We start from the raw sequence: 17,648 nt of genomic DNA, 5'->3' as shown, positions 1-17,648 counted from the left end.
CCATGGCGGGGCGGCACACGGGTTTTTCGCTGATCGAACTGGTGGTAACGCTGACCATCGTCAGCATACTCGCCAGTGCGTTGATTCCGCTTGGCCAATGGAGCGTCAAGCGCCAGCAGGAGGCGGAACTGCGCCAGGCACTGCGCGATATCCGCAGCGCGATCGATATGTATAAAAAAGCCGTGGAAGATGGCAAGGTGGTTGTGAGCGCCGAATCTTCCGGCTATCCGCCCAATCTTGAGGTGCTGGCCAATGGCATGCCGGACGCCAGCAGCGAGAAAAAGCGCCTGATCCGCTTTTTGCGCCGCCTGCCGCGCGACCCGATGTTTCCAGAGAAAGGTGTGCCAGCGCAGGACACCTGGGGCAAACGCAGCTATGCCAGCCCCCCGGATGCGCCACAAGCGGGCGCGGATGTGTTTGACGTGTATTCATTGAGCACCGGAACCGGCCTCAATGGCATTGCCTACAGGGAATGGTGATGCGACACTGGCGCATGCATGGGTTTACCTTGGTCGAGCTCTTGGTGGTGATGGCGATTCTCATGCTGTTGCTCACGATTGCGGCGCCGCGTTATTTCAGCGGCGTGGAGCGGGCCAAGGAAGCAGCGCTGAAGCAGACCCTGCATGTCGTACGCGATGCCATCGACAAGTTCCATGCCGATAACGCGCGTTATCCGGATTCGCTGGAAGAGCTTGCCGAGCGCAAATATATCCGTGCCGTGCCGGTGGATCCGATCACGGAAAGCAATGAAACCTGGCAGGTTGTGGCGCCGGAGGAAGATATGCCGGGTGAAATGTATGACCTGTATAGCGGCGCGGAAGGCCAGGCTGCGGATGGTTCGCTCTATGCGGAATGGTAGCGCGCAGCAGGGCTTTACCTATATCGGCCTGCTCATGATGATTGCGATCAGCGGCATCGGCCTGGCCGCGCTTGGCGAAGCCTGGCATACCGCCTCGCAGCGCGAAAAGGAACGGGAATTGTTGTTCGCCGGGGAACAGATCAGCAAAGCGATTAGCCGCTATTATCAGCAGACTTCCAGCCCGATCAAGGAATATCCGCCCACGCTGGAAGCGCTGCTGCTCGACAAGCGCGGCCCGAAACCCCAGCATCACCTGCGCAGGATCTATATCGACCCGATGACCGCCAGCAGGGAATGGGGGTTGCTCCAGGACAAAGGGAGGATTGTGGGTGTTTTCAGCCGCTCGCACGGCAGGCCGTTCAAACAGGATGGATTCGATGAGGTTTATCAGGGGTTTGCTGGAGCGGAGAGCTATGAGGATTGGCAGTTTGTTGCCGGGCAGAAGTCTGATGGCATTACGCTCAGTACCAATCCTCGCACCCCGCTGGATAGTGCTGCGGTATCTTCTGTGGATAAAGCATCTGCCGAAACATTCATACCAGCGGATTAAGCCTTAGAGCCTGTTCAAAGTCTTTTCATAGGACACGCATGGCTTCAAAACGCGTCCGGTCAAGGCGCAGTCCGCAGGTAATGCTCATTGCCTTGCCAAGGAACTGCAACGCGGAATGGGCGCGTTTTGGGGCCATGCCCTTTGGGTTGCCCCGGCAGCGCAGCCGCTGCTGCGTTGCAAATCCTCGCCGGGCAATCAGCCCGTCTGCGGTTTGCGCCTTGCTTCGACTGCACTGCCGGGGCAACGTGCCCTATGAAAAGACTTTGAACAGGCTCTTAGTATCCAATACCAGCGAAATTCAGAAAGAGGTTTTAAGTTGCCGATATGCCTGCAATACCTTAGGCACATACGCCTGGGTTTCGGCATAGGGCGGGATGGTGTTGCCATGGCGCGCCACTGCGCCGGGGCCGGCATTATAGGCAGCCAGCGCCAGGCTGATGTCGCCGTTGAATTGCTGCTGCAACAGGCTCAGGTAGCGTGCTCCTGCCTGTATGTTCTGTGCCGGGTCATCAATGTTGATGACGCCCAACTGGCGGGCAGTGGCAGGCATCAGTTGCATCAGGCCCTTGGCGCCGCGCGATGAAACTGCTAGCGGCCGATAGCCGGACTCCGCCTTGATCACGGCATGCAATAAAGCCGGTTCTAGGGAATTGGCCTGTGCGGCTGAGGCAATGATTTCCTGATAAGGCAACGAGCGGGATGTCACATTCGCTGATTGGGCGGCAGCTTCAGTGATGCGCCAGGCGCAACCCTGCGGGTCTGTTGTATTCGAGAGGTGTAGCTCCTCGTCCGCATTCTCATGCATGCAGATATCTGCCCGCGATTCCGGCATCAGCGATAGCCACGTCCAGAAGGCAAGAATGAAAGTCAGGGTGAGCTTGCTCATGCCCGTAAGCGTGCGCCATGTGTATGACACACAAATGAAGCCAGCAAAATGACGGACTAGTTCTTTGTGACTAGGTTGATCCGATTTTTTGTCATGTGTGCTTGCTATAAGTAAAAAGACATTAAGCGGGCAGTGTGTATTGGCAGGCACCTTCCTTTAGTTGAAATAAGAATGCCACATCGTCTTCATCTGAATGCAACCTGGGTACAGCAAAGTGCACGCAGGGAGGACGGTGTTTTGCTGCAACAACATTCAATCGGGGTTATGGACAACTATAACAAGGATCTCACGCCAGACCAGGCGAGCGCCTTTCTGGAAGTGGTGGACGCATCCTTGCGGATCAAGAAAAAAGCGCAGTTTTTTTCTTGGTTGCAAGGCCATTTTCAATTCCTGCTGCCGCACGAAGTGTTACTTTGCGGTCTTTCCATTGGTGTGGGGCGAAAATTCACGCTGGAAATGCTCAGCAGCACGCGTTATGTCACGGATGCGCATGTCACTATTGCCATGCAGGATGAAGCAGGCGTAGTGATGCAGGCGATACAGGCTTGGCAAGAGTCATCCCAGCCTGTGCTGGTGGATCCGTATCTTAAGCCTGGCAATTTTGGCAGTTTTACCGTGCCGAAAATCGATAACGGCAACCTGCATGAAAGCGAGTTGCGCAATATCGCCGCATATGGATTGTCTTCAGCCGATGGCAGCATTTCATCCTTCTTCTGTTTTTCCCGTGTTTCCGGCGAATTGAATGCCAACCATGCCTATATGCTGGAATTGCTGGTGCCCTACCTCAACTCGGTTTTGATGCGTGTGAGCGATGGCGTGGCCAATATTGGCGAGGTGCTGGGTGATACTGCAACGGCCGGCATGATTACGGCACGTGAAAAAGAAATCCTGCAATGGGTGCATACCGGCAAAAGCAACTGGGAAATTGCCACCATTCTCGAGATCAGCCCGCTTACTGTCAAAAACCACATGCAGAACATCCTGCGCAAGCTGGATGTGCAAAACCGCAGCCATGCCGCAGCCAAGGCTACCCGGTTGGGATTGATCCGCCACCAGTCCTGATTTTCTCTTGCGCTGTGGTCTGATGCGCACCATTTCTAGAGCGCTCGTTATCCCGGATTTTCGCTCAGGCGCTGCCTAGTCCTAAAGAACTAGATCACCACCATATCCACTTCACATTCTGTTTTTAAGATGCTCCAAGTCGCGAATTTTGAGAAGGCGCAGTTGGGTACGTTCGGTAGTGTGCGGCGTGGCGAATGCAGCGGCTCAAAGATTTTTCGTTTCAGTTTTTTATGTCAATTTTCGGGAGTAATGACAATGAATATCAAGATGAAGGCTTTGGTTGCTGTCGCTGTCGCAGCAATGAGCATTTCTGGTGTGGCTAGCGCTGCTTTGGATTCCGGTGCTGCTGGTAACAGTAGCTTGGTGCTGACTTTGTTGGATCGCAATAGTAGTGCTTCTGCCACATTTGATCTGGGTTTTACTTATTCCAGTTTCTCTGCTGGTGGTTCTGATTCTTCAGTTAGTTTCAATTGGAACTTAGGTTCTGGTGATTATGCTGCAGCATGGAATGAGTTCTTTTCTTTGGCAGACGCAAACAGTGTGGTTTGGAATATATCTGCTGGTGACAATCTGGGCCTCAATACAGAAGTAGGTACCAAGGGTTTCATTACTACTACGCGTGAAGGTGCAGCGGTTCCTGAAATCGTGCGTACTGTTCAAATTTCTGGTGCAGCTACCGCGTTTGATAAATATGTAGAAGCCAATAAGGCATTGGGCAACCATGCTGATGTTGAGAATGGTGCGAGTGTTGCTACAAACGGTAGTGCATATGCTTCTGTGTTCCTGAATGGTAACAAGTTCTCCAATATCGGCCCACTGGCGACAAGTGCATTGGATACTGAGCAGGGTGTTGTTCAGTATGTAACAGGTTTAGGTTCTACCGGTTATGTAACACCATCTATCTATGATGCAACTTTCCGTTTGGGTGCCGATGGTCTTTTGACATACACCGTGGCTGCTGTTCCTGAGCCAGAAACTTATGCTTTGTTGCTTGCTGGTCTTGGTTTGGTAGGTGCTGCTGCACGCCGCCGTAAGTCTGCTTAATTGCAATGTCAGCCTTGCCCCACAAGGGCGGGCTGCCTTCCGTAGTTTTTATTCAATAGATATCAATTTGGGAGATTCAAATGCAAGTAAAACAACTGATCCTGGCCATTGCGGCCACGTTTGCTGCCGGTTCCGTATTGGCTGCTCCTGTGACTCCAGCCCAAATCGGCGCTGCTCGTACTGCCGGTACATTGCAGGAAACCTGGATTTCCGGCGCCTCCGCTCCTACTTTCAATATTTACAGTGGTTTTGCGCTTGGTTGCGATGCTAATTCCATTTCCCTGTTCTCTAACGCTAGTTCCGACACCAGTGTGCGTCCTGGCTCCCTGGGTAACTACGCTGCCTATGCCTGTACCCGTGGCGGCAGGGTTTCCGTGGTTTACCATTCGGTAGCCGATGGTTCCTGGAATGCTTACGCGCCTCATATCGACGGCACCCAGTTGCAACGCCTGCGTCGCCTGGAGCAAGCTAACTGCCAAGTTGCTACAGGCAGCTTCCCTGGTCATGTCAATTACAAGAGCTGCACGTTGGTAAACCCGGCTGCAACGCCTGATGGCGCAGTGGTTAAGCCCGCTGGTGGCTTCTCCGATGTTGAAGCCTCTCTGTTCGGTTTTGATGTATCTTCTGCCGGTACAGAAGCCGAGGCTTATGTTGGTCAAACCTTTGGTATTGCAGTAAGCGTACCGCTCTATCGTGCTCTGCAGGTTGCTCAAGGCATTTATGCATCTGTAGCGGCTGCCAATGCTGCTGATGCTGCATTTAGCCCAGCCAATGCGCCTAACATCTCTTCCGCTCAATATACCTCGATTATTGCTCGTGATTCTGGATACCAAAATGATTGGAGCCCGATCTTGGATAGTGCCGGTGCTGGTCGGGCAATCTATCTTGAGCGCCGCGTCCATACTTCCGGTACTCAAGCTAGTTCCAATGCTCATTTCTTGCATAACCCTTGTGCAGAAGGTACCTCCGCTGGCCTGCCAGTGGCTGGTGCAGCTGATTCTACTTCCAGCTTTATTGTTACCGAGCACAGTGGTTCCGGCAATGTAAAAACCACTTTGACAACTCGTGGTACGAACAATCAGTTCGCAATTGGTGTGTTGTCGCTGGAAAACAACTGGCGTTCTGACAGCAGTTCGCAAAATGGCTATCGCTATGTGAAGCTGGATAACGTTCACCCTGAAGCTGGTACGTTCGATGGCAACGGTAACGGTACACCTGATGGTGTCGAGTTCGCTCGCGAAACCGCGATTAATGGTGATTATCCATTCCAAATCGAACTACGTTCTTTTGTAGCCAATACTGCTGATGCCTTCGGTGCTCAGTTGATCCCTGAGATCACTGCTGCTCTGGGCAATCCAGCCAATTGCGCTGATGTGCCACGCGGCCTGACCCTGAACCCATTGGGCGGTTCTATCTGCAGCAGCGCTGCTGTTCCAGGCGAGCTGCAAGTGACTGCCAAGGGTACTCGTTTCGGCAATAACTGCGCACCACAGCAATTGTTCTTCTAAGTCGATAACAACAAGGGTGTAAACCCGGCAAAGCAATCGCACTTTCCCGCATCAGCGGGAAAGTGCTTTTTACTCTGGATTCCGTCATGGGGTTGTCATGTGGCCTTCATATGATAGGCGCACTCAGCTTATGCGGATTCAGGGCATACAAGCCGAGAGCGGCTAATAAAGCAGTTGGGAAGAGCAAGAGCCTGCTTGTTTTATTAGCCATTTTCCATATGTGCAAATCCAAGAAAGTTATTCAGCGTGCGTTTATTTTTGTTATGCATGGCAGGGTGGTTAAGCCTGGTTTTCATGGTTGGGCCTGCCGTGGCTGCGGATAGTGCTCCTGCGGAAGAAGCTGTTGCTGATGGGGCCGAGGAACAGGCCAGCTTCGACATCATGGAGTTCAGTGTGAGCGGCAATACCGTATTGGCTAGCGGCAAGATCGAGGAAGCGGTCTACCCTTTCCTAGGTGAGGGCAGGACTATTGATGATGTCGAGGGCGCGCGCGCGGCTCTGGAAAAGACATTCCACGACGCAGGCTACCTGACGGTATTCGTCAATACGCCCGAGCAGGAAGTCACCAACAAGGTGGTCAAGCTGGATGTGCTGGAAGGCAAGGTGGAAAAGCTGCGTGTGGTGGGTGCCAAATATTATTCGCTCGGTGTTATCAAGAGCAGGGCGCCAGACCTGGCCGAAGGCAAGGTGCCTTATTTCCCCAATGTGCAGCGCCAGCTTGCGAGCCTGAATGCCCAGCCTGACCGCCAGGTGGCGCCGGTGCTGCGTCCCGGCAAGTCGCCGGGCAAGGTGGAAGTGGACCTCAAGGTGGAGGACAAGCTGCCGTTGCATGCCAGCCTGGAGCTTAACAACCGCTATATCGCCAATACCACGCACACACGGCTCAATGGCTCTATCCGGTATGACAACCTGTGGCAGCTTGACCATAGCCTGAGCCTGAGCTTCCAGGTGACGCCGGAAGATACCAATGAGACGCGGGTATTGTCTGCTACTTATGTGATACCGACGCCAGGGGGGGATTACTGGGCGCTCTATGGCGTGGTGTCGCGCAGCGATGTGGCTGCGGTAGGCGATGTCAATGTGGTGGGTAACGGTAATATTTTCGGTCTCAGGTATATCCATCCCCTGCCTGCGCCCGCGCTTTCGGGATATTTCCACAATTTGACCCTGGGTGTGGACTACAAGGATTTTGAGGAGTCCACGCGCCTGATCGGCACAGGCTTTAACACTCCGATCAGCTATATGCCGTTCTTTGCAGGTTATGACGGCACTTTGCATGCGGACAAGAGCACCACGCAGCTTAATCTTGGCCTAACCTTTGCCGTGCGCAACCTGGGATCGGACGAGGAGGAGTTTTTCGAGAAACGCTCTCATGCCGAAGGGAGCTTCGCCTATTTGCGCGGAGACCTTAAGCATACTTACAAGCTGCCCAAGGATTGGGCGTTGTTTGGCCGGGTATCGGGCCAGGCGGCTAGCACGCCCATTATTGCGAATGAGCAGTTTGTCATTGGAGGCGCAGACAGCGTACGCGGGTATTACGAGGCGACAGTGCTGGGAGACAAAGGCCTATTCGGTACTGCCGAATTGCGTACGCCCTCGCTTGCCAAGTACTTGGATATGGATGGCGAGCTAGTGGCTTCGGTATTTTACAGCGCGGGACAGGCGCGTATTTTCAAGCCTTTGCCAGAACAGACCAGCGAATTCAAGCTGGCCTCGTTTGGCATTGGCTTGCAATTGAAAAATTGGCATGGCGTGACCGCTGTGCTGGACTTTGCACGTGCCTTGAGAGCTGCGGGTGTCGTTGATAAAGGCGATTCCCTGTTGCATTTCAGGCTCGCATACGATTGGTAGAGTGGGGTTTGGGAGGGTGACATGAATCAGGGACTGTTCCGTCTGGTGTTCAACAAACGATTGGGCCTTTATGTCCCTGCGCATGAAATGGCATACGCGCATGGCAGTCGTGGTCAAGGCAGGCGTGCGCGCCGCCGTTTGTTGAGTGCGATAATTGCAGCGATGGTGGTCGGCCCGGCGTATGCGGATGTCTTGCCTCTCCCGGTTTCTGGTCTGGTGCCAGGCGGCGGCGCGTGGACCAATGCTTATATTTCCGCGGCTACTCCCGCTATTACCACGATTCAGCAAAGCGCGCCTCAGGCGATTGCCAACTGGAGCCAGTTCAACCTAGCCCGCGACCATACGCTGAATATCAACCAGCAGTCCACCTGGTCGATGCTGCACCGCATCCATGACCAGAACCCCAGCGTGATTGCCGGCACTATCAATGCGGCTGGGACCAATTATTTCGTCAATACCAATGGCATTATTTTTGCCAATGGCGCACAGGTCAATGTCGGCTCGCTCATGGCCTTGACCTCGGCAGACATGACGGACGCCTTGTTTACCAGTGGGTTGTTGTCCAGTCTCAGTAATGCGCCGGTATTCCGTAATACCGGCGGGTTTATCAAGGTGGAGCAAGGGGCGGCGCTCACGGCTGCCAGCGGCGGCCGCATTACCCTGCTTGCCAAGGACGTTGAGAACAGCGGCATCATCAAGACGCCGGATGGCCAAACCATATTGGCTGCCGGCGAGCAGGTGTACCTGAAATCCAGCACGGATCCTGCAGGGTTACTGGTGGAAGTGAATTCCGGCGGCAATGCCGTCAATCTGGGCGAGATCGTTGCCGACCGCGGCAATGTGACCTTGATAGGCCTTGCTGTGAACCAGCAGGGAAAAATATCCGCCAGTACTTCGGTGCGTGCCAATGGGTCGATTCATTTGCTGGCCAGGGACACAGTCAATGCAACCAATGCCGGTGACGGTAGCTACAATTACACTCCTCAGCGCTATGGCACGGTCACGATCGGCGAGAAAAGCGTGACGGAAGTCCGGGTGGAAACCAATAATACAGAGGAGACTCTGGCGGGCCAGGCGCTCACCCCTTCCCGCATCAATATCGAAGGTCGGAACATTGCAATTGACGGCCTCGTGCGCGCCAAGGGCGGAGAGGTGAATATCTCTGCCAAGGCAGGCCTGGAGAGTGGCCAGGGAGCGACAGACCCGGTTCGTGTTTTCTTGGGTGACAATGCGTATATTGATGTATCCGGAGTGGATGCTCGCGCACCTATGTCCAGGAATCAATTGCAGGTTCAGTTATATTCCGACCAGTTGAAAGATGTGCCCATCCTGCGCGGTGGCGACTTATTTGGCGGGATCGTCTATATTGACGCACGCAAGGGAACCGACCTGATCGATATAGAACCTTTGCTTGCCTTGCAAACGCAGACAATTGCGGAAAAGATGAGCGCGGGCGGCACGGTCAATATCACTTCGCAGGGTGATGTTGTGACCAAGGCAGGTTCTGTGATTGATGTCTCTGGCGGCGTCATAGATTACGATGCCGGCTATATCAAGGAAAGCATCTTGGTTTACCAGGGGCAAGTGACGGCAATTTCACAGGCAAGCAAGGAAATTCCCTATAGCGGGCTTGCGGATGTTTATAAATACACCGACCCGAAATGGGGCTGGACACAGACGGTATACCTCAAGGGCAATGACAAAGGCATATGGCAGCAGGCCTATCGCGAAGGGCGCGACGCGGGAACTGTCAATATCACCAGTAGTGACAACAATCCCCTGCTTGCGGGCAGCATGCTGGCCAATACGCGTTATGATCTCACGCAGCGCAATAACCTGCCGGATGGCGGTTCGTTCAACCTGACTACCGGCAATGGCCAGGTTCAGGTTGCCAAACAGCAATTGACCATCGCCGAGGGGTTCGACCGGCAGTCAGACAATGAAAGCGTCTCTACCGTACTTAGCACAGCTTTCCTGGGGACTGGATTCAACCATCTCAGTATCGACAGCCTAGGGCGCATTGATGTCAACACGGCAGTCGAAACCGATCCGAACGGCTCGGTCAGCCTCAAGGGGGGCGGTGTCAATGTCAATGCCAGCATTACCAGTGCGGGCGGCGATATTGCGCTGCAAACGCAGCTTTCCGGACAATCCGTGACAGTGGCTGACAATGTCGTGTTAAGCACTGCCGGCAACTGGAATAACGATGTTCCGGTTGTTCCAGGGGCAAACAGCATACCTGTGGCGTTGAACGGCGGAAGTATTCAAGTGGCAGCTACCCAGAATATCGTACTGGGCCAAGGCTCGCTGCTCGATGCCAGTGCTGGCGCCTGGATCGACAGCCAGGGGCAGTTGCATACGGGGGAAGGGGGCAATATTACCCTTGAGGCGGCTAACCTGACACTCAATGGCAAGATGACTGCCTATGGCTTCAGCAGGGGCGGGGAGCTAGGCCTCACCACGGCCCAGAATGTGCAGATAGGCGGCGAGCCTGCCTCAGGCGGTGATTTCTGGTTGCAGGCATCCTTCTTCGAGCAAGGAGGTTTCTCCCGTTATGCCATCAAGACTACGGGAACTGAGAGCCAGTTCACTGTTGGGGATGCCAGCGGGAGATCTACGCTGATCCATCCGAAAATGCAAACCCTGCTGATGAGCGCAGGCTATAGCCGCGCTGCAAGCGGAGCCAGCATGTCCCAGGTGGCGGCGCCGCTATTGCAGTCAGAGGGTTTGCGTGCACCGGTGTCCCTGGACTTTTCCGCATTTCACAACGCGCAGACCTTCGGCAGTCTGACCGTGCTGGAAAACACTACCATACGCACTGATGCGCCGGATGTGAATGGCAATATAGGGGCTATCAACCTTGAGGCTGGCCGGCAGCTGACGGTGTTGGGAAATCTGATTTCCCCAGGCGGCGAGATTAATTTGTCGCTGAGCGGTTCGCTGGAGGAGATATCGTATGACAACCGGCAAAGCATCTGGATCGGCGATAAAGCCTTGATCAGCGCTGTTGGCCATTACTTGATTCCTGATGTCATACAGGAGAACCTGCTCAATGCCAGGGTATTTGATGGCGGCACTATCAGCCTGAATGCCGAGAAGGGGTTTGTCGTGACCGAGGCCGGCAGCGTGCTGGATGTTTCAGGCAGGTCGGGAGCCGTGGATGTTGAAATTGGCGGCAATGCTGAACGGAAGATCATTGACGGGGCCGCCGGGGAAATCAATATCACGGCGCGTGAAGGCATGATCCTGGATGGCGATCTGCTGGGCCGCGCCAACGGCAGCGGTGAAGCCGGCAGCCTCAATATCGCGCTCAAGGGGAATATTGTCACAACTTCCCAGGGCTCCAATCCGCCTACGGTTGGACGGGTGTTGACGGTGACTGCAGAGAAACAGGTGTTAGGCAATGCGCTTGATCCCCGCGACAGCCTGGCTGCATTTGAAGGCAAGGCGCAGATTTCCACGGCGCAGATCGATGCAGGGCAGTTCGATCATGTTAGCCTCGAAAGCACTACCAGCAACCGTGAACCCAATGCCTCCCAACGCGACCGCATTGTACTCGAGAGCGGGGTCAAGCTACAGGCTCCGGAGACTCTGGCGCTGACTTCGTCCGCGTTTGAAGTAACCGGCAATGGCGTGGCCGAAGTCAATGCCTCCCATGTGGCCCTGGCGGCACCTCAAATCAACAACACGGTGACAGCAGGCGATGCCACGTTCAGGGTCAATGCGGACTGGATTGACCTGAACGGTTCCCCTAACATTGCCGGCGTGCAGCGCACCGAGCTCAACAGCCGCCTGGACATCCGCATGCGCAGCCTAGTCTATGACAATACCGGTTCCTTGCGCACGCCTGGCGATTTGCTGATGACAGCGCGCCAGATCTACCCGGTAAGCAATACCAGCTTCAGCGTTGAGGCGATCGGCCCTGACAGCAATATCACAATCAAGTCCAGCGGTGAACAGTACAAGCCGGTGTATAGCGCTGGCTCTACACTGAGCCTGAAGGCGGATACCATTGACCAGCAAGGGGTGCTGCTGGCGCCCCTCGGGCAGATTTCCCTGGATGCTGCAAGCAGGCTGACACTGGCTGACGGCAGTTTGACTTCCACATCGGCAGCGGGGCTCAGCATTCCTTACGGCACCACCATGCAGGGCGGCACGGACTGGAATCTGCCGAATAGTTATGGTGACACGCCGGAAGAAAAACGCATCAGTTATACCTCCAAGGAGGTCAATCTTGAATCCGGTGCCGTGATTGATATTTCTGGCGGCGGAGACACTTTTGCCTTTGAGTGGATCCAGGGGATAGGCGGGTCCACGGATATCCTGGCTCAATCGGGCATCTATGCAATCCATCCCGCCATCGGCAGCGATTATGCCCCTTTCGACTATGATTACACTACCGGAACTGCGCCAAAAATAGGTCAGGCAGTCTACATTTCCGGTATGCCTGGTTTGGCCGCAGGGTATTACACTCTGTTGCCCGCACGTTATGCCCTGCTGGAGGGAGCCTATATGCTGCAGATGAATCCCAGCCAGCAGGTCAAGCAGGGCATCAGCACGGTATTGCTCGATGGCAGCAGCCTGACCTCGGGTTTCATCACCAATGTCAACCGCAGCAGCCGGGAAGGGCTGTGGCAAACTTTCCGGGTGACTGACGGAAAAGTATTCCGGCCGGAAACGGGAGCCGTTTCGCGCGCGCCGTCGGAATACATGTTGAGCTATGGCAGCGAATATTTCAGCGACAAGGCCCTCAGTGCTGGTCTTGACGTGCCCAGGCTGGCGGCAGATGCAGGGCAGCTCATCCTGTCTGCGACCGAAAATCTCAAGCTCAATGCTACGTTGAAGACAGAAAAAGGCGAGGGCGGCCGTGGAGCCATGGTGGATATAGTTTCCGATAAGATCAGCGTGGTTTCCGAAGTCGGGGCGGATGACGGCACGCTGCAGATCACGGCGGGTGCGCTCAATGAAATGGGTGCGGACAGCATTTTGCTTGGCGGTATCCGCAGCCAGGGCGATGAAGTCACGCAGATTGCCACTTATTCCAGTGAAGTCAGGTTTGCCAATGGTGAGGACAGCGGTTTGTCATTGAATGAGTTGATCGCGACAGCCTCAGGCCAGATCAAGGTAGAGTCCGGTGCGGTCATTTCAACTGTACAAAACTCGGGATATTCCACCAGTAATCTGCGTGTCAATGGAGATGGCGCTCTGGTGGCGGTTTCTGGCAGCAATGACATTGTCTTCGACCGGACGGGCGCTTCGAACAATCCTGTGAGCGGCATATTGGATATACAGGATAACAGCTCAATCCAGGCTGGCAGGTCGCTGGTGCTGGACGCCACCAGGGAATCCAGGCTGGATGGCCAAGTTACCGTTAGCGATGGAGGCAGCGTGACGCTGGGAGCCAATAGCATCATCCTGGGCGACGCTGATTCCAGCATTGAAGGCATGCGCATTGATGACAGCCTTGTTGCCGGCCTGGGCAATCTTGAACGGGTGACGTTGAACAGCCATCGCAATCTCAATATCTATGGCGCGGTGGAGTTCGGCAACAGCGACTTGGACATGACAATCAATGCTGCAGGCATTGTGGGCCATGAAGGCGCAGCTGGAGAGGCGGCGCGCCTGTCGGCTGGCAACCTTGTCATCAAGAACTCCAGCGGCGCTACCTACGAACCTGGTGGCACCGGGCTTGCCAATCAACTCGTCATTGATGCCGGAACGATCACTGTTGAAGGAGTGAATCAGGCAGCGAGCAACACTCCTGCCAATGCAGGCAGTTTTGCGATCAGTGGTTATCAGGCGCTTGAACTTAACAGTGCGCAGGATCTGAAATTCAGTAATAGCGGCAGTATCGCGTTGCATGCCGATCAGGCCACAATTAGCAGCCAGCGTATTGTTACGGCTGCTGGTGCAGATTTTACCCTGGTTGCGGACGGCAGCCTGACCACGCAGGGAAATGGCGGCCAGGCGCAGTTGGGGGATGGCGGTTTAGGAGGCCAGCTCCATCTGGAGGCGCAGGAGTTGCAATTGGAGGGCAGTTTTGTTTTGCCGTCTGGCCAGTTTACCGCTCGTGCAACGCAGGGTGATTTGGTTCTGCAAAGCGATGCCAGGGTGGATGTCGCTTCCCGTATGGTGGAGTTCGACCGTTTTAACGCCTACACGCCCGGTGGCGTGGTGAGCCTGCAATCCGATCAGGGCGACATCAACCTTGCCAGCGGCTCGGAGATCGACGTCAGTGGCAGTGCTGGCGGCAATGCGGGCAGCATTCGCATGAGCGCGGTCCATGGCAATGTCAGTGTGGCTCAGGGAAGTCTGAAAGGCGAGGCCGGTGACGGAAAGACGGCGGGCAGCTTCAGCCTGGACAGTGGGCGCCTGAGTGATTTATCTGCCCTGAATGCTGTTTTGAATGCGGGTGGGTTCAATGCTGGTCGGGAATTAAGGGTCAGGACGGGCGATGTCAATATCGCCGCGGCTGATGTCGTCAATGCGGAAAGCTTCGTTCTGAGTGCCGATACCGGAGCAATCACGGTGGCAGGCACCATTGACGCCAGCGGGCAGGATGGCGGCAGCATCCGCCTTTATTCAAAGAATGATCTTACTATCGTTGCAGGCGGCAGCCTGCAGGCGCGTGCTGCCGCCAGTGACGGCAAGGGGGGCGACGTACTGCTTTCTTCCGAGAACGGTACCATCAGGGCTGAGGTATTCGAGGCTGACGGCAGTACCCACCTTGCAAACGCTGCCTTGATTGACGTGAGCGGTAGCGAGCGCGGGCAGGTCAACATGCGTGCCGCGCGCGAAGGCGTGGCAGGCCTGAAGGTGGATACGGATGCAACCGCTGCTGTAGCGGGTGCCGACAAGATATTGCTCGAGTCGGTCAAGGTGACGGATGTTGCTACTACGCTTAACGCCACTACCCTGAACAATATCGCAGCGGATACCACCGCCTTTTATGCGGATGCCGGCAATGCGGCGGCAGCCTACAAGGCAAGCAGCGATGGTGTCAGTGCGATTGTGGCACCGCATACCGAACTGCGTATTGATGGCGATGCGACCCTGGCCAGCGACTGGAATTTGAGCACTCTTTCCCAGGGGCGTGATGGCGTGCTGACCATTCGCAGCAGTGGCAATATGCAGTTGAATGGCAGTATCAGCGATGGCTTTGCCACTGCACTGGCTGCAGGCGTGCTGGCCGCGGGTGATTCCTGGAGCTTGAACCTGGTATCCGGTGCGGATTTCTCGGCGGCCAATACCTTGTCCACCATCAGGAGTGAAAGCAGCGGCAATATGGTGCTTGCCAATAGCAAGTTGGTGCGTACCGGTACCGGCGACATCAATATAGCGACCGGCGGCAACCTGACCCTTTCGAATACTGCATCGGTGATTTACACCGCAGGAAATGCTGCAGCCAGCCTGGATGGTTTCGTCGCACCGATCAGCACAGATGGTTTCGGTACGAACGGCGCGCAATATCTGACCAATGGTGGTGACTTGTATATTGAGTCACAAGGTAACATTACCGGTGCATTGGTGAATGCAAGTGGTACTCAGCAGTCTGTGAATAACTGGCTATTCCGCCAGGCAGGCGGTACGGCAAACAAACATCCGACGTGGTGGCTGCGTACCGACTTGTTCCAGCAGGGGGTGGCAGCATTTGGCGGGGGCGATGTAAAGATCAGTTCTGGCGGCAACATCACCAATTTCTCGGCATCTGTGCCCACTACCGCGCGTTACGCACCGGACGGATCGGTTGCTGTTGACGGAGGGGGCAATCTGAGTGTCGTGGCTGACGGTGATATCCTCAATGGCATGTATTTCGTTGCCAAGGGGGAACTGGATCTACAGGCTGGCGGTGAGATCGGCCGTACCTTCAATGCTCAAGGGAATGCGATCACATTGGGCACTACCCTGGCCTTGCAGGATGCGACGGCCAATGTGGCAGCACTGGGCAATGTTTATATTGAGTCGGTATTCAACCCGACGCTGTTTGCACAAAGTACAACCAATGCACAGAGTGTATTGAACCAGACGGGCCGCAGTGCATTTTTCAACACCTATTCCGACAGTGCGGCAGTGGATGTTGCTTCCTTAGGAGGGAGTGTGACCTTTGGGCTGACGGGGGCTAGCATATCTACTATTACCAACAAGTTTACGGGCATGGCTTCCACAACCAATTCGATAGCCAGTCTCGCTTACTATCCTGGTACGGTCAATGCGACAGCATTTGGTGGTGATATCAATGTAGGTATTATGAAGTTGATGCCAAATTCCGAGGGCAATCTGAGCCTGCTTGCGGCGGGAAATATCAGGGCAGATCAGATCGTGGTTTCGGATGCCGAACCTAGTCTGGTGCCTGGAGCCAGATCACCGATAATTAATCCCACCGGTGGCGGCAGCAACCTGGACAGCATCATTGTCAATAATCATGCGGCTGTTCCCCTGCATCGCAACAGCACGACACCGATAGCAATTGTGGCACAGGACGGTTCGCTGACATCGTGGACGACATCGGCACAGGTTGTTACATTGACATTGCCCAAAGCTTCTGTGGTTGTGGCGGGGCAAGATATTCGCAACCTTAATGCCAGCCTGCAGAACTTGAATGATGGTGATTTGAGCGTGGTGCGCGCAGGGCGTGACCTTTACTACGATAGCCAATCCGGCGGTATCAATATCAGCGGACCTGGAAACTTGCTGGTGGAGGCAGGGCGCAATCTTGATTTGGGCCTCAGCAATGGGATCAACAGCCTGGCAAATACGGTAAATGCGGCGTTGCCTGCACAAGGCGCTTCCTTGACAGTGCTGGCTGGGGTCGGCGAGGGCGCCAGATTGGCGGATTATATTGATCTCTATATCAAGCCCGATGGCAGCGGTCCCTCAGTGTTGCAGGCTAATGAAAATGGCATGGCTGAATACCGGGCTGCCACGGCGGAGGCACTTGCCAAATATATGCGCGAGCTGACAGGCAATCTGGAGTTGTCGGGGGCAGATGCATTGACCGCTTACCTTGCATTGGAGACAGACCAGCAAGCCGTATTTGCCTATCGTCATTTTTCGTCCGAACTGCTGGCGTCGGGCAGGGCTTATGCCAGCACTCAAAGCCATGAGCGCGGTGATGCGGCGATTGCCACCTTGTTCCCGGGCGACTATCAGGGTGACATGAGCCTGTTTCAGAGCCGGATACGCACAGTGCGCGATGGCAGTATCGACTTGCTAGCGCCTGGAGGCTTGATTAATGTTGGCGTGCCGGGTGGTACGGCGTCCGGCAATATCGGGGTGGTCACCGAAGGTGGCGGAGATATTCGCGCCTTTGCCGAGACCGGCTTTCAGGTCAACCAGTCGCGTGTGATTACTCAGTACGGCAGTGATATCACGGTGTGGGTCAACCATGGGGATATTGATGCCGGTAGGGGTTCCAAGACTGCACTGTCCATCCCGGATGTGGAAATCAGCACGGATGTCTACGGCAATACTACCCGTACAGTCAAAGGGGCTGCCGCAGGCAGTGGAATCCAGGCACAAACCTATGACCCTGACGGGCCGGATGGACCTGCTCAGGCTCCACGCCTGGGAACGGTATCGCTCATGGCGCCGCGTGGTGTGCTTAATGCCAGTGAGGCTGGCATTGTCGCGGGCGATTTCCTGGCTGTTGCCCCCCAGATAATTGGAGCAAACAATATCAGCGTTAGCGGCCAGTCGGTTGGGATGAGTATGGCAAGCACGGTTTCATTGGCGACTTCTGTCGTGGGAGCATCGACTGCGGCTTCGTCGGCGACCAGCACGGCAACCGATTTTGCCAGGATGCCTGTGAACCAGGATTTCAATCCGAGAAGCATGCTGCCGTCATTTGTCTCGGTCGAGGTATTGGGGCTGGGCGATATCGTCAGATAG

At 55.1% G+C, this 17,648-nt stretch carries 9 protein-coding genes; 8 read left to right on the top strand and 1 reads right to left on the bottom strand.

The genetic code is table 11. The annotated features are described in order from the left end of the window. Nucleotides 1-2: 2 nt before the first annotated feature. The 3 genes from LG198_RS07755 to LG198_RS07745 are packed head-to-tail and all read left to right on the top strand — an operon-like array spanning nucleotide 3 to nucleotide 1,409. Complete coding sequence (locus LG198_RS07755) at nucleotides 3-479, top strand: type II secretion system protein (RefSeq protein WP_230342601.1); 477 nt, start codon at nucleotides 3-5, stop codon at nucleotides 477-479. Further along, entirely contained in the window at nucleotides 473-859 is a 387-nt protein-coding gene (locus LG198_RS07750; protein ID WP_230342600.1) for a type II secretion system protein, read from the top strand. Before LG198_RS07755 ends, LG198_RS07750 begins: the two co-directional genes overlap by 7 nt. Beyond that, the gene (locus LG198_RS07745; protein ID WP_230342599.1) at nucleotides 846-1,409 is read left to right on the top strand and encodes a type II secretion system protein; all 564 of its coding nucleotides are present in this window, start codon (nucleotides 846-848) and stop codon (nucleotides 1,407-1,409) included. Before LG198_RS07750 ends, LG198_RS07745 begins: the two co-directional genes overlap by 14 nt. Nucleotides 1,410-1,707: 298 nt before the next feature. On the opposite strand, the gene LG198_RS07740 is transcribed toward LG198_RS07745, so the two are convergent. Continuing rightward, complete coding sequence (locus LG198_RS07740) at nucleotides 1,708-2,295, bottom strand: lytic transglycosylase domain-containing protein (RefSeq protein WP_328485116.1); 588 nt, start codon at nucleotides 2,293-2,295, stop codon at nucleotides 1,708-1,710. Nucleotides 2,296-2,466: 171 nt separating this feature from the next. On the opposite strand from LG198_RS07740, the gene epsA reads away from it, so the two are divergent. The 5 genes from epsA to LG198_RS07715 all read left to right on the top strand — a co-directional run bounded on the left by epsA (nucleotide 2,467) and on the right by LG198_RS07715 (nucleotide 17,648). Continuing rightward, nucleotides 2,467-3,357, top strand: coding sequence for an XrtB/PEP-CTERM-associated transcriptional regulator EpsA (epsA, locus tag LG198_RS07735; protein WP_230342598.1), 891 nt, complete (start codon nucleotides 2,467-2,469; stop codon nucleotides 3,355-3,357). Nucleotides 3,358-3,612: 255 nt separating this feature from the next. After that, nucleotides 3,613-4,401 carry a PEPxxWA-CTERM sorting domain-containing protein gene (locus LG198_RS07730; RefSeq protein WP_230342597.1) on the top strand — a complete coding sequence of 263 codons (789 nt, stop codon included), beginning with the start codon at nucleotides 3,613-3,615 and terminating at the stop codon, nucleotides 4,399-4,401. 80 nt (nucleotides 4,402-4,481) lie between these two features. After that, nucleotides 4,482-5,909, top strand: a complete 1,428-nt coding sequence (locus LG198_RS07725; protein ID WP_230342596.1) for a hypothetical protein — start codon at nucleotides 4,482-4,484, stop codon at nucleotides 5,907-5,909. Nucleotides 5,910-6,176: 267 nt separating this feature from the next. Continuing rightward, entirely contained in the window at nucleotides 6,177-7,760 is a 1,584-nt protein-coding gene (locus LG198_RS07720; RefSeq protein WP_230342595.1) for a ShlB/FhaC/HecB family hemolysin secretion/activation protein, read from the top strand. Nucleotides 7,761-7,781: 21 nt separating this feature from the next. After that, nucleotides 7,782-17,648, top strand: a complete 9,867-nt coding sequence (locus LG198_RS07715) for a filamentous haemagglutinin family protein (protein ID WP_230342594.1) — start codon at nucleotides 7,782-7,784, stop codon at nucleotides 17,646-17,648.

Origin of the sequence: Methylobacillus arboreus (assembly GCF_020532725.1) — a bacterium.
Classification (GTDB): domain Bacteria; phylum Pseudomonadota; class Gammaproteobacteria; order Burkholderiales; family Methylophilaceae; genus Methylobacillus; species Methylobacillus arboreus.
Note: the sequence above shows the minus strand (reverse complement) of the source record. Positions and strands in the feature narration are given on the sequence as shown.

Bases quoted from the DNA above. Each gene is read 5' to 3' on its own strand.
- LG198_RS07755 (WP_230342601.1), top strand. From the start codon at position 3: ATGGCGGGGCGGCACACGGGTTTTTCGCTGATCGAACTGGTGGTAACG.
- LG198_RS07750 (WP_230342600.1), top strand. From the start codon at position 473: ATGGTGATGCGACACTGGCGCATGCATGGGTTTACCTTGGTCGAGCTC.
- LG198_RS07745 (WP_230342599.1), top strand. From the start codon at position 846: ATGCGGAATGGTAGCGCGCAGCAGGGCTTTACCTATATCGGCCTGCTC.
- LG198_RS07740 (WP_328485116.1), bottom strand. From the start codon at position 2,295: ATGAGCAAGCTCACCCTGACTTTCATTCTTGCCTTCTGGACGTGGCTA.
- epsA (WP_230342598.1), top strand. From the start codon at position 2,467: ATGCCACATCGTCTTCATCTGAATGCAACCTGGGTACAGCAAAGTGCA.
- LG198_RS07730 (WP_230342597.1), top strand. From the start codon at position 3,613: ATGAATATCAAGATGAAGGCTTTGGTTGCTGTCGCTGTCGCAGCAATG.
- LG198_RS07725 (WP_230342596.1), top strand. From the start codon at position 4,482: ATGCAAGTAAAACAACTGATCCTGGCCATTGCGGCCACGTTTGCTGCC.
- LG198_RS07720 (WP_230342595.1), top strand. From the start codon at position 6,177: ATGGCAGGGTGGTTAAGCCTGGTTTTCATGGTTGGGCCTGCCGTGGCT.
- LG198_RS07715 (WP_230342594.1), top strand. From the start codon at position 7,782: ATGAATCAGGGACTGTTCCGTCTGGTGTTCAACAAACGATTGGGCCTT.